Source organism: Bacillus cereus group sp. BfR-BA-01356, from assembly GCF_022663635.1.
Classification (GTDB): domain Bacteria; phylum Bacillota; class Bacilli; order Bacillales; family Bacillaceae_G; genus Bacillus_A; species Bacillus_A cereus.
The window spans coordinates 42,325-55,892 of sequence record NZ_JAKUFX010000014.1; the positions used below are offsets into that span (position 1 = coordinate 42,325).

Below are 13,568 nucleotides of genomic sequence, written 5' to 3' on the forward strand. Positions count from 1 at the left end.
TATCTATTATTAAGGAGATTTTCAATTTAAGATTGCGGTACAGTCATATCACCAGAATGAATACGACCTGCTTTTTTAAGAGCAATGTAAAGTATATAAGAAACAGCTACTGGAATGACGATATAAGTAATTACCATCGCCGGGAGAACTTCCCATCCTTGGCTGGAAATTAAATTAATTGGTGCGATAAGAGAACTTAATCCAAGACCTGCAATTTCCTTTCCTGCTTCCAGTTGGAAAATTAATGCTGATACTGGACCGACTATAGCACTGGCGACGACAGTTGGGACGAGAATCATTGGATTTTTAGTGATATTTGGCAATTGTACTTTCGGAGTACAAAGTGCTTGAGCTAATATGCCACCTAAATTGTTTTCTTTCGCTGAGATGACAGAGAATCCGATAAACTGAGCAACGCAGCCGGCAAGAGCAGCACCACCTGCAACACCGTCTAAGCTAAGTGCAATTGCTAACGCAGCTGATGAAGCTGGAGAGATAAGTAATAGTCCCCAAACTACTGCAATGACGATAGAAGCGATGAATGGGCTACCAGCTGAGCTATCTTTAATAAACGCTCCAACTGCATTTAAAACAGGAGTAATATTATGAGATAACCAAATGCCTACTAAACCAGAACCTAATATGGCCGCAAATGGAACGAGCATCATATCTAACGCAGTTTTTCCACTTAAACGTTTACCAATATATACAGCTAAAGTTGCTGTTAATAATGCACCGATTGGCTCACCTGTTTTAATAATTAGACCAGCTTCAGTAATTGAAATGGATCCGGCACCAATCGCTCCGGCTACCATCGCCGAGAAGATTACAAGACCGTTTGCACCGAGCATAAAAGCAATGCCGGCACCAATTGCCGGTGCCATTAGTGATTTTGCAACAACTCCGATTGTAATAAGTAATGGTATATCAACAATTCTTCCTATATTTTCGATCAGTAAACCAATTCCGAGGGATACGAAAATACCTTGTGCGATTCCAGCAGATGCTTTAAATACACGAGACATTATATATTCCTTCATTTGTTTCACCTTCTCCTATAAGTTAGTAACCAATTGTTTTCATATAATCACGTAAAATATCGTTTGATTTTGCGAATCGAGATTCTTCATCCTCTGTTAAATTGAGTTCTACAACTTCTCTTATACCGTCTCTAGTAATAATAGCTGGTACTCCTGTACAAATATCATATTCACCATACTCACCATCTAAAATGGCTGATACAGCAATGACACGGTGATCATCATTAAAGATTGAACTCGCAATATATGCTAGAGAATTTCCAATCCCGTAATAAGTAGTTCCTTTACGTTTATAAATTTCCCAGCCAGCTTTTGCAGTCTTCTCAACAATTTCATCTAAATCTATTTCACCAAATCGTTCTTTTTGTTCTTCTAAAATTTGCAGAATTGGCTTTCCACCAACAGTTACATGAGACCAAGCAACCATTTGAGAATCACCATGTTCTCCTAATGAATACCCATGAATACTACGAGGATCTACATGTAGCATTTCAGATAAAATTGTTCTTAAGCGAGAAGAATCTAGTGATGTACCAGTACCGATTACGCGATTTCTAGGTAATCCAGATAATTTCCACACTTGATATGTAATAATATCAACTGGGTTCGATGCAAGTAAGAAAATACCATCAAATCCACTTGCCATTACACCACCAACAACACTTTCCATAATCTTCGCACTCGCTCCTAAAGTATCTAAGCGACTTTGTCCAGGTTTTGGTGCTGGCCCTGCTGTAATAATAACAATGTCCATATCTTTGCAGTCTTCATAGCTTCCTGCATATACTTTTGTTCTTGTATTTGTAAAGTTAATGCAATGTGATAAATCCATTGCTTCCCCAACTGCACGTTCATGATTTATATCAATTAATAATAGCTCTTCGCAAATACCTTGATTCACAATAGAATACGCACAACTTGATCCAACTAATCCAGTACCGATAATTGCAATTTTTCTTGTATGTCTTTTCATAGCAATCTCTCCTAATTGATCATATAATCTATTTCTTTTGTTCTTTACAATCCTAATTATAGAGGTTCTCACGATAGAAACCATGGATACTTTGTGAAATATTGAACAAAGTTTTTGTCCTTTTTGTGAATTGTCATATTCCATTTTCGTCATATTTGTTACAACTGGAAAAATATTTATTATGTATTTATTGACATATACAAAAAGAAAACGAGCGAATAAATTCGCTCGTCTTCTTTTTCCTGTTATTCCGCACTTAATTGACTTTTTAATTGCTGTACAATCATTGGATTAGCAGGTGCTGCCGGTTTGTAATAACTCTTTTGCTTTGCATACTCATACATATTACGTTGGCGCGCCTCGTCTTGATTACGAATTTGAATTAACGTTTGATGTAACTGTTCATTATCAGACTGAGCAATATAATTTGCATAGCTTGTTAAACTTGCATTTAATCCTGCTAAATAATCATTTACCATATCTTTTTCATTCATTTTCCGCTTCCTCCTATCCTAGGAAAGTCATTAATTGCTGTTTCGTATTTCGTGCATCTTGCGCATCTTTTTGTAGCATTTGTTTCAGTTGTGGATCTGTACACGTCTGTGCATACTGCTCCAACTTGTTAATAATTGTTGCGTGTCCACCAATTAAATGACGTAAATTTTCTACTTCAAGCTCTGTTAAGTTTTGCATATAACATACCCGCCTTTCTTTGTTCATTCATCATTAGTATTTGGTTCTTTTTGGATTGTATTCATCAACTTTTCCCACATATAAACAAAATAAAAGATGAATAGCTAGGCCATTCATCTTTTATGCTAAATATTCATTCAATTTTATAAAGAAACAATCATACTTATACTCACAAGTAGGTTCCATACAATATGTAAAATGATGCTAGGTAAAATAGATTGTGTTTTCTTATATAACATAGCAAATACAATCCCCATAATCATTGCCGTAACTGGAAAACCACCATGAAGAATCCCAAAGATAAAGGAAGAAATAATGATACCAACTAGAAAACTATATTTCTTTTCAAAAAATCGATACAAAATACCTCTATATAAAATTTCTTCTTTAATTGGTGTAATTATAGCAACACTTAACACATATATAATACTTTGTAGACTATTTTGAAGTCCTAAGCTCCCTAATTGATCTCGTTGCTGCTCTGCACTTTCAAAGCTAAACAACTCTAACATTACATACTGAGTTAATGCAATGATGATAAAACCTATTAATAAATACAAGTAGGTTTTCCCATTTTTTAAAATAGATACATCCCATATGTTCTTAATAAAATGAAGCACTGGTTTATACGCAAATAAAACAATAGTAACAACAGCTGCATCAAATAGAAGTAAATAATATCCCTCTAAATTAGCACGTAATACCTCTTCTCCAAAAATTCCAAGGGCTAAAGCAAGGAATAATCCCCCTAAGAGTGAGAACCCTAGAATGCTTGCAATCGTTACAACTAGATTTTTATATGTTATGTTATCTACTTCTCTTTCTGCATTATACGCGTCTAATACTGTTTTTCTCATACTATTCCTCCATTTGTTTTCATTACCTTAACAAAAACCCTTTAATACAAATATATAGATAATATAACAAATTTTTCAAAAAGAATAATATGCAATTTTACATATCATGAAAGCTTTGTATTATATAGTTTTTGGAATTAGATTACTATAGAATAATTATTAGATGAAATTCCAAAAATTTCTTATCTATCCACCATAACCCTCGCATCATATAAATTTTATTAGTTAAAGGAGCAATGAACATGAAAACACATGACTTCCTTACAGAAATCCAGAAGGGCTCTGAGCCTAGTCCATATCAAGATCCTACCGTATTCAGTTTCGTTTGCTTTTTCTTAGCCATATACACATTTTTCAAACCTGCTAAATAATATCATGTAATGAGAAAAAGCCTACCGCTCTTTTCGAATTATATGCACTAAAAAACCTTAGAATCACTTCTAAGGTTTTTGTTTGCCTCGCTTCTTATTCACGTAACCCTTTAATAAACGTTTCCAACAATACATGTAAACTTATATCTAAATCTAACGGCAAACCAAATCCGCCCTGTTGTTCAATCGAAGCAAATCCATGACAAATACTTCTAAATCCGCGTGTCGCATGAAGTGCATTCTCTCCTTCTAAGCCATACTGTTGTAAAACTCGAAGACAAAGCTTTACAATTCCGTCACCTGCTTTTCTTACTTCTTCATCTCGTAAAAAAGTTGCTTCATATAGTCCAGGATGTTTTCGGACAAATGCTACATATGCTTCTCCTAATGCATGAATTGCTTCATCCATACGTTTATCCTCGGCTGCTTCTTCCAGTTTGTTATGCAGCTGTTTTATTCCGTAAATACCAAGATGTTTCCGTACATCTTGTAACCCTTTTACATGATTATATAGTGAGGGCGAACGTATCCCTAATCTTTGCGCTAATGAAGCTAACGTTACTTCTTGTATTCCATTTGTATCTGCAATTTCTGCAGCTGTTTCTACAATTTTCTGTAATGTAAGTCCGATTCTCGGTGACATAAATTAACCCTCTTTCTTACTTTCTATATTCCGCTTCGCTTCTTTAATAGCAAGCTCTATGACAGCCCCTGGATCCTTTATCATTTTTCCGTGCCCTGCTGCAAGCAAGGAAGGCTCATATTCGCTTAGCTTCTGTGCACTTTGTAATGATATTTCTTTGCTCCACGTTGCCATCGCCGGAAACGGAAACCAAAGTTTTATTTGTCCCGAAACGGCCATACCTCCTCTTGTTTGGAATGCATCCCCAACAATAAGAGCTTTATTTCTTACATCAAGAAACGACATGGAGCCCGGCGTATGTCCCTGTGTCATAATCGCAAAAAGCGATCCAACTCGGTCGCCATCTTCCAATAAAACATCAGGTACCGTTTTTAATTTTTTAGGTACACCGCCTTTTATCGGTATATTCGGTTCATCCTTTTGTAACGTCGTATCTCCTTCTAACAGCTTTGCGTCCCGCTTAGAAATATAGACTGGAACATGAGGAAGTACTTCCTTTAATGCGTCTAATGCACCAATGTGATCATCATGCGCATGTGTTAATACAATTTTAGTAATTGGTTTTCCTATTTTCTCAGCCGCCTGTAAAATACCTTTTGCGCTATATGGCAAAGCCGCATCAATTAAAGTTAAACCATCTTCTTCCTCTACAAAGTAACAATTTACAGGAAACGCTCTTGGCAAAAATGACAATTGATATAACGTTTTTTCATGTATCATCCTCATAGTCCCATCTCCCTTTTCATGAAAACTAATACCATTAGTTTTATTATACTAATGGTATTAGTTTTATTATACTAATGGTATTAGTTTTATGTCACTAAAAAGTTCTTTTTTTCAAAAAAAAGAACAGTAGCCGTATAAAAGACTACTGTTCTTTAAAGATATTAAACTGTGTAACGCTCATCTTCTAAAATTTTCGCAGCGATTTCACGTTTCTTCGGAATTACGTTAAGTGGTGTGTGGCGAGTTAATTTACGTAATGATGATAACATCATGCGCAGCATGTCGCCGTTTTCAACTGCGATAAGTGTTTCTTTCGCATCTGCTTCGATTTCGTTAAATGCTTCTTGGCAGAATACTTCAGTGTATAACACTTTTTGTTTATTCTTTTCAAGACCAGTTGTTTTGATTGCTTTTTCTGTACGAAGAACAGCTGATTCCATTGCGTATAGATTGCTTACGATGTCAGCGATATTTACCAGAATTTCTTGCTCTTTATCTAATGCTTTACCGTATTTTTGAGCCGCTAATCCAGCTACCATTAAGCCGATTTTCTTCGCATTAGTTACTAAATACTTTTGAAGTGCTAATGGCTCATCGCCTACTTCTTCTGGCATCATCATCATTAACTCTTCTTGTAATTTTTGTGCTTTTTGAAGAAGTGGTAATTCACCTTTCATCGCTTTACGTAAGAACGTACCTGGTACGATTAGGCGGTTAATTTCGTTCGTTCCTTCGAAAATACGGTTAATACGAGAATCACGGTACATTCTTTCAATCTCGTACTCTGCCATAAATCCGTAACCACCGTGAATTTGAACACCTTCATCTACTGTATAGTCTAATACTTCAGAACCGAATACTTTGTTTAAAGAGCACTCGATTGCATATTCAGCGATAGAAGCTGCTACTGCTTTACCATCTTTTACTTCTTCTTCAGATAATGTGCTCATGCGGCTTTCGAATAAACCTACTGTACGATATACAGAGCTTTCAGCTGCATATGTTTTTGCTGCCATATTCGCAAGTTTCTCTTGAATTAATGGGAAGCGAGCGATTGGTTGTTTGAACTGTTGACGTTGGTTTGCATATTGTGCTGAAATTTCTACTGCACGTTTCGCAGATCCAACTGTACCAACACCTAATTTATAACGACCGATATTTAAAATGTTGAATGCGATAATATGACCTTTACCGATTTCACCAAGTAAGTTTTCTTTCGGTACTAACGCATCTTCTAAAATTAACGTACGAGTTGAAGAACATTTAATACCCATTTTCTTTTCTTCTGGGCTTGTAGATACGCCAGCGTAGTCTTTCTCTACGATAAATGCTGAGAAGTGCTCTCCATCGATTTTTGCATATACAATAAATACGTCAGCGAATGCAGAGTTTGTAATCCACTGTTTTTCACCGTTTAATACGTAATGTGTACCTTCTGCATTTAAACGTGCAGTTGTTTTTGCACCTAATGCGTCAGATCCTGAACCTGGCTCTGTTAATGCGTATGCAGCTAATTTTTCACCAGTTGCAAGTAATGGTAAATACTTTTTCTTTTGCTCTTCGTTACCGAATAATACGATTGGTAAAGATCCGATACCTACGTGAGCACCGTGAGTAATTGCAAAGCCACCAGCGCGAGAGAATTTCTCTGCGATTAACGCTGAGCTTACTTTATCAAGACCAATTCCGCCGTACTCTTCTGGAACGTCAGCGCCTAATAAACCAAGTTCCCCAGCTTCTTTTAAAAGACGAACTGAACGATCAAACTCATGTTGCTCTAAATATTCAAGCTCTGGAAGAACTTCATTTACAATAAAGTCCTCTGTCGTTTTTGCAATCATTTTATGCTCAGATGAAAAATCTTCTGGCGTAAACACTTGATCAATCGTAATCTCATCTACTAAAAAGCTACCGCCTTTAACCGCATTTCCTACTGTTTTTTCCATGAAAATTTCCTCCTTCATATTTTCATGAGCCGCTTCTCTCTTTTTGAAAGAAGCTGGCTCTCCCTTTTTTTATAAACCTTTGTTGCTTCCATTCTTTGCTTTAGCGTCGTCTCGTTCTGAGCGAACCGCTTCCACTTTTTTTATAATCCAGTTCCAGTGGCTAAAACAGTCGGTCGTTTCACCCCTTCCTGTGAGGCAAAAAGCGCCTCTTCGTCAGGGCTTCCAACGCCCTCCTGTTCTAAACGAGCCACCTGCACTTTTTATCTAATCCAGTTCCAGCGGCTAGAATGTTCGGTGGCTTCGCTTCTTCCTGCGAGGCAAAGAACGCCTCTACGTCTGAAGCTCCATCCCCCTCTCATTCTGAGCGAGCCGCTTCCACTTTTTTTAAAGTAATTCAAATACTCCCGCTGCTCCCATTCCGCCGCCGATACACATTGTTACGATACCGAATTGTTCGTTGCGGCGTTTCATTTCGTGAATAAGAGATAGTGTTAGTTTTGCTCCTGTACAGCCAAGTGGATGTCCAAGTGCGATTGCACCACCGTTTACGTTTACTTTTTCTTCATCTAAACCAAGTTCACGAATAACTTGAATTGATTGAGAAGCGAATGCTTCATTTAGTTCAAATAAGCCAATATCAGATAGCTCTAAGCCAGCTAGTTTTAGCGCTTTTGGAATTGCAGCGATTGGGCCGATTCCCATTACTTCTGGTGGTACGCCAGCTACTGCAAATGAACGGAATTTCGCAAGTGGCTTCATGCCATCGCTCACTGCTTTTTCGCGATCCATTAATAGTACAGATGCTGCACCGTCACTCATTTGTGAAGAGTTACCAGCTGTTACAGAACCGCGAACGTTAAATGCTGGACGTAATTTCCCTAAAATGTCTAGCGTCGTCTCTGCTCTTACACCTTCGTCTTGTGCGAAAGTGATTGTTTCTTCTTGCAGTTTATTGTTTGATCCAACCGAGCGTAACGTCACATCTACAGGTACTGTTTCATCAGCAAAGTTTCCTGCAGCTAATGCTTTCGCAGCACGTTGATGACTTCTTACTGCAAATGCATCTTGCTCTTCACGAGAAATTCCATATTTCACAGCAACTTGCTCTGCTGTATGTCCCATACCCATATAATATTCTGGAGCCGCTTCTACAAGGCGACTATTCGGACGAACAACGTGTCCCATCATTGGAACTAAACTCATTGATTCTGCTCCGCCTGATAATACAGCTTCAGAGTGACCAAGCATAATACGCTCTGCTCCGTAAGCGATACTTTGTAAACCTGAAGAACAGTAACGGTTAATCGTAATAGCTGGAACATCGTAAGAAAGTCCTGCTAATCCGCCGATATTACGAGCCATATTTAAACCTTGCTCTGCTTCTGGCATCGCACAACCGAAAATTAAATCATCGATTGGTCCTTCATAATTCGCACGCTTTAACGTTTCCTTTACTACTAACGCCCCTAGATCGTCAGGACGAACTGTTTTTAATGAACCCCTCTTTGCCTTTCCAATTGGTGTTCTTGCTCCCGCAACAATGACAGCTTCTCTCATGAACGATATCTCCCCTCGTTATTAGTTACGTAATGGCTTTCCTTTTACAAGCATGTGCTGCATTCTTGCTTGTGATTTCATCTCACTTACTAAGCTAATAAATGCTTCACGTTCTACATCTAATAAATATTGCTCATCAACTTCTGTTCCGTACGGTACTTTTCCGCCCGCAATGACATATGCAAGTTTCTTCGCAATGTGAAGGTCATACTCTGAAATGTAACCAGATAAATGCATTGCTTCTGCACCAAGTGCAAGAGTTGCATATCCTGTTTCCCCAACAACTGGTATCTTTTTGCGGATTGGCGCTTTGTAACCAGCTTCATATAAAGCAAGTGCTTTCTGTTTCGCATCGTATAGTAAGTGATCACCATTCACACTAATACCATCTTTATCACCTAAGAAGTTATGAGAAACTGCTTCTTGTCCTGAAGTTGAAACTTTCGCCATTGCGACTGTTTCGAACACTTTATTTGCAACTTTTTGCAGATCAAACTCTACACCGTTTGCCATTTTGTTTAAGTGTTTAATGTATAGCTCTTTATTACCGCCTCCGCCAGGGATTAAGCCAACACCAACTTCTACTAAGCCCATATACGTTTCACTAGAAGCTTGAATGCTCGCTGCTGGTAAGCAAACTTCTGTACCTCCGCCAAGCGTCATACCATATGGTGCTGCTACAACTGGCTTAGAAGAGTACTTAATTTTCGTCATTGCATCTTGGAAGTTTTTCACAACCCACTCAATTTCAAAGTAGTTGTCGTCTTGTGCTTCCATTAAGATCATTGCTAGGTTCGCACCAACGCAGAAGTTCTTCGATTGGTTACCGATAACAAGACCTTTATAATTCTTTTCTACTTCATCAACAGCGTAGTTAATCATTTGCGTAATATCCATACCGATTGCATTGCTCTTCGAATGGAACTCTAAGCAAAGGATGCCGTCGCCTAAATCAATTAAGCTCGCTCCGCTATTTTTCTTTAATACACCATTTTTCGCTTTTAATTGCTTAAGAGAAATTGCTTTTTTATTACGCTCAATTAGCTTATATTCGCCATTATCGTAATAGTAGCTATCGCCGTTATCATGTTTATAGAAAGTAGTGAAACCTTTCTCTAACATTTCTTTCACCCAAGTAGGAACAACTACGCCGTTTTCTTCCATCTTTTGAACAGATTTTTCAACGCCGATTGCATCCCACACTTCAAATGGTCCTTGCTCCCAGCCGAAGCCCCACTTCATCGCTTGATCAATTGCAACGATATCGTCAGCAATTTCTTTATGAAGTTTTGCAGAGTATAAAAGAGTTGGTGTAATGATGTTCCATAATAACTCTCCTGCACGGTCTTTCGCGTATACAAGCGCTTTCAATTTATTCGCTAATCCTTTTTCTTGTTTACTTAACTCTACGGATGCAGCTTTTAATTTTTTACGCGCTTCGTATTCCATCGTTTCAGGATTTAATTCTAAAATTTCTTTTCCTTGTTTTAAGAAGAAGCCTTGACCCGTTTTACTTCCAAGCCATTTTTTCTCAAGCATGTCATGCATGAAAGCTGGTACTTTAAATACATCACGCTCTTCTTCTTGCACATTTTCATATACGTTATTTGCAACGTGTACGAATGTATCTAAACCGACAACATCTAATGTGCGGAACGTTGCGCTCTTCGGACGACCAATAAGTGGGCCTGTTACAGAATCAACTTCCCCAATGCTATAGCCGCGTTTTACCATCTCTTGAAGAGTAACAAGTAAACCGTACGTACCGATGCGGTTTCCAATAAAGTTTGGTGTATCTTTTGCGATAACAACGCCTTTTCCAAGAACGTCTTCGCCAAATAGTTTCATGAAGCTTAATACTTGTGGATCTGTTTCTTTCGTCGGTATTACCTCTAGAAGTTTTAAATATCGTGGTGGGTTAAAAAAGTGTGTGCCTAAGAAGTGTTTCTGGAAGTCGTCTGAACGACCTTCTGCCATTTTTTCAACTGAAATACCTGACGTATTCGAGCTTACGATAGAACCCGGTTTACGAACCGCATCTACTTTTTCAAATAGTTTCTTTTTAATATCTAAGTTTTCAACTACTACTTCAATAATCCAATCTACATCAGCTAGACGCTCAAGGTCATCTTCTAAGTTACCTGCTTCAATCAGTGCTAAATTTCCTTTCACTGTCAGAGGAGCTGGTTTTTGCTTTAATAGTTTTTGCACAGCCGTATTACTAAAACGATTTCTCACACTTTTATGTTCTAATGTAAGTCCCTTCGCTTCTTCTTCTTTCGTAAGCGCAGGTGGTACAATATCAAGCAATAATGTCGGAATACCAATATTAGCTAAGTGTGCCGCAATTCCCGAACCCATTACGCCTGAACCTAGAACAGCAGCCTTTTTAATTTGGAACATCCAATTCTCCCCCTATTCTTGAATGAATGCTCATTCAATTTTTCGACATAAGTCGCAATCAATGAGTGAGCCTCTACTAATAAATATATGATACTGTTTAAATTTTCGCAATATATTTATTGATAAAATTTTCTGAAATAAATATTTTTCTTTTATTTGCCCATGCTATATATGTATTTTCTTCACTAAAATACACTTTCCCTTTTTATAATCTGACGAAACTGGAGGAATATATATGGCAAAACTTAAGAAGAACCCTTCAAAGGCTGGAATTAGTGCAGCTAGTGTAACTGGAAACGCAGGTCCGCATAACCACGGCGTGGAAAAAGGACGTCAAGGTAATAACCAACAATATAAAAAGCATAATATGGGCGAAAAATAACGCTATATTTTTGGGCAGAGAACGTGGCATAATGATTAATGGCTGCTTTTTCTGCCCAATTTATTTGTAACAAATGAGGGAATTATAATGAAACGAACAATAGTTATGATTGTAATGATTGCCACACTATTTACAGGGATGATTTTCTTCTCTTATGCACAAAGGCAACAAGCTGTAAGAGCTGATCAACCTAATATTACTGGGCAATATGGAGTTACAATCGATGCAGACACAGGTGAAGTTTTGTATGGAAAACGCGAAGACGAACGCTCTTATCCGGCTAGTATAGCCAAAATGATGACAACCCTTCTTTTACTAGAGAATGTAAAAGAGGATGAAGAAATTACAGTTACAGAAAACGCAATTAAAACAGAAAGTCAAAGTAAGAAAATTAAACTTCGTGCTGGAGAAAAATTAAAGCGTGATGAGGCATTAAAACTTATGCTTATCATTAGTGCAGATCCAATAGCTGAATCAATTGCAGAACATATTGCAGGATCAAAAAATGAATTTGTAAAAATGATGAATGCTAGAGCGAAGGAACTCGGTACAAAGCATGCGACTTTCAAGAACGCAAGTGGTGCTGATGCACTTGGAAATAAAGTATCGCCATATGACATTGCTATTATTACGAAAGAAGCATTAAAGTATCCAGTTGTTTTAGAATATATGAATTCAACACGTACAACTCTACATACTTCAGAACGCTCTCCAAACATCGCAAACTACGGACGAGAAGAACTATATGACGATCCATATGCGATTGGAAGTAAAAGCGGTCTATCAGCACTCGGAAAATATACAGTCGTAACAGTGGATGAAAAAGACGGTAAACGCGTCATTAACGTCGTATTATCTTCTACTCGCGCGCAACTATATCCTGATACGAAAAAAATGGCACATTACGCATTTCAGCAATTAAAATAACCAAGGAGTATTTTCTCCTTGGTTATTTTTTAACCATACCTTTTAATACGAACGCAACGTTTGCTGGACGCTCTGCTAGACGACGCATGAAATATCCATACCAGTCGTTTCCATAAGGTACGTAAACACGCATTTTGTAGCCTTCTTTTACTAGCTCAAGTTGACGCTCATTACGAATACCATATAACATTTGGAATTCAAATTGATCCCTTGGAATATTATGTTCTTCAGCAAGTTTTTTTGTATATTCAATAATCGCTTCGTCATGTGAAGCAATTGCAGTATAATTTCCATTTAATAAGTGCATTTTAATAATCTTTTTATAATTGTCATCTACATCTTTCTTGTCCGGGAACGCCACTTCTTCAGGTTCTTTATAAGCTCCTTTTACAAGACGTAAATTAGGTTTATAAGCATTTAAATCCTCAATATCTTTTTCTGTACGATATAGGTAAGCTTGAATAACAGTACCAATATTATCGTACTCAGATTTTAACTGTTTAAAGATATCAATTGTCTTTCCGCAGCGTGTATAATCTTCCATATCAATTGTAACGAACACACCATTTTCTTTTGCAGCTTCTAAAATACGGCGCATATTGTTCATTACGATTTCATCAGAGATATCTAATCCCATAGAAGTCATCTTTAAAGAAAGCTGCGAATCAAGACCTTCTCTTCCAATTGCACGGATCGCTTCAATCGATTGGTTAGCCATTTCATTTGCTTCCGCTTCATTATCAACGAATTCACCTAAATAATCGATTGTTACACAAAGACCTTGCTTATTTAATTGTTGAATGGCAGCTGTCGCTAATTCAATCGTCTCCCCTGCGACGAAGCGACCTGCACCAAAGCGTAAACCGTACTTTTTAGCCAGTTTTGTTAGCGCTTTATTTTTAGATAAGAAAAGAAACGAATTTCGCATTAATTGTTCCATGTAATTCACCCCTATGACTGTAATTTATCTGTTTTTTACCCCTCTTCAAAATTATATCATTGTTTAAAATTATTGGATACAAATAATTATTTAGATAATTTATAAAATAC

The 13,568-nt window shown here is 37.4% G+C and carries 13 protein-coding genes; 2 read left to right on the forward strand and 11 right to left on the reverse strand.

What is annotated here, in order from left to right; all coding sequences use genetic code 11:
• Nucleotides 1-26: 26 nt before the first annotated feature.
• From MR168_RS07735 to MR168_RS07780, 10 genes are all read right to left on the reverse strand, one after another.
• A complete protein-coding gene (locus tag MR168_RS07735) occupies nt 27-1,040 on the reverse strand; it encodes a PTS sugar transporter subunit IIC (RefSeq protein ID WP_000666172.1) in 1,014 nt (337 codons plus the stop codon).
• A gap of 22 nt (nt 1,041-1,062) precedes the next feature.
• Nucleotides 1,063-2,013 (reverse strand): L-lactate dehydrogenase, encoded by a 951-nt coding sequence (locus MR168_RS07740; RefSeq protein ID WP_000820649.1) that lies wholly within the window; start codon nt 2,011-2,013, stop codon nt 1,063-1,065.
• Between the two features lie 245 nt (nt 2,014-2,258).
• Complete coding sequence (locus MR168_RS07745; RefSeq protein ID WP_001002981.1) at nt 2,259-2,507, reverse strand: spore coat protein; 249 nt, start codon at nt 2,505-2,507, stop codon at nt 2,259-2,261.
• A gap of 13 nt (nt 2,508-2,520) precedes the next feature.
• Nucleotides 2,521-2,706: a hypothetical protein gene (locus MR168_RS07750; protein WP_001180555.1), complete on the reverse strand. Its 186-nt coding sequence runs from the start codon at nt 2,704-2,706 to the stop codon at nt 2,521-2,523.
• Nucleotides 2,707-2,849: 143 nt separating this feature from the next.
• Nucleotides 2,850-3,563 (reverse strand): CPBP family intramembrane glutamic endopeptidase, encoded by a 714-nt coding sequence (locus MR168_RS07755; protein WP_001232991.1) that lies wholly within the window; start codon nt 3,561-3,563, stop codon nt 2,850-2,852.
• A gap of 465 nt (nt 3,564-4,028) precedes the next feature.
• Entirely contained in the window at nt 4,029-4,577 is a 549-nt protein-coding gene (locus tag MR168_RS07760) for a TetR/AcrR family transcriptional regulator (RefSeq protein WP_000074934.1), read from the reverse strand.
• A gap of 3 nt (nt 4,578-4,580) precedes the next feature.
• On the reverse strand, nt 4,581-5,303 hold the full coding sequence (locus tag MR168_RS07765) for an MBL fold metallo-hydrolase (protein WP_086411343.1): 723 nt from the start codon (nt 5,301-5,303) through the stop codon (nt 4,581-4,583).
• 161 nt (nt 5,304-5,464) lie between these two features.
• Nucleotides 5,465-7,249, reverse strand: a complete 1,785-nt coding sequence (locus MR168_RS07770; RefSeq protein WP_000416282.1) for an acyl-CoA dehydrogenase family protein — start codon at nt 7,247-7,249, stop codon at nt 5,465-5,467.
• Nucleotides 7,250-7,633: 384 nt separating this feature from the next.
• Nucleotides 7,634-8,806 (reverse strand): acetyl-CoA C-acetyltransferase, encoded by a 1,173-nt coding sequence (locus tag MR168_RS07775; protein ID WP_001206324.1) that lies wholly within the window; start codon nt 8,804-8,806, stop codon nt 7,634-7,636.
• A 21-nt stretch (nt 8,807-8,827) separates the two neighbouring features.
• Nucleotides 8,828-11,209: a 3-hydroxyacyl-CoA dehydrogenase/enoyl-CoA hydratase family protein gene (locus tag MR168_RS07780; RefSeq protein ID WP_000486378.1), complete on the reverse strand. Its 2,382-nt coding sequence runs from the start codon at nt 11,207-11,209 to the stop codon at nt 8,828-8,830.
• Between the two features lie 235 nt (nt 11,210-11,444).
• Between MR168_RS07780 and MR168_RS07785 the strand changes: the two genes are divergently transcribed.
• Both MR168_RS07785 and MR168_RS07790 read left to right on the forward strand, forming a co-directional pair.
• A complete protein-coding gene (locus MR168_RS07785; RefSeq protein ID WP_001096344.1) occupies nt 11,445-11,591 on the forward strand; it encodes a YuzL family protein in 147 nt (48 codons plus the stop codon).
• Between the two features lie 87 nt (nt 11,592-11,678).
• Nucleotides 11,679-12,518 carry a D-alanyl-D-alanine carboxypeptidase family protein gene (locus MR168_RS07790; RefSeq protein WP_000831462.1) on the forward strand — a complete coding sequence of 280 codons (840 nt, stop codon included), beginning with the start codon at nt 11,679-11,681 and terminating at the stop codon, nt 12,516-12,518.
• A gap of 22 nt (nt 12,519-12,540) precedes the next feature.
• On the opposite strand, the gene MR168_RS07795 is transcribed toward MR168_RS07790, so the two are convergent.
• Nucleotides 12,541-13,458, reverse strand: a complete 918-nt coding sequence (locus tag MR168_RS07795; protein ID WP_000436783.1) for a proline dehydrogenase family protein — start codon at nt 13,456-13,458, stop codon at nt 12,541-12,543.
• Nucleotides 13,459-13,568 lie beyond the last annotated feature (110 nt).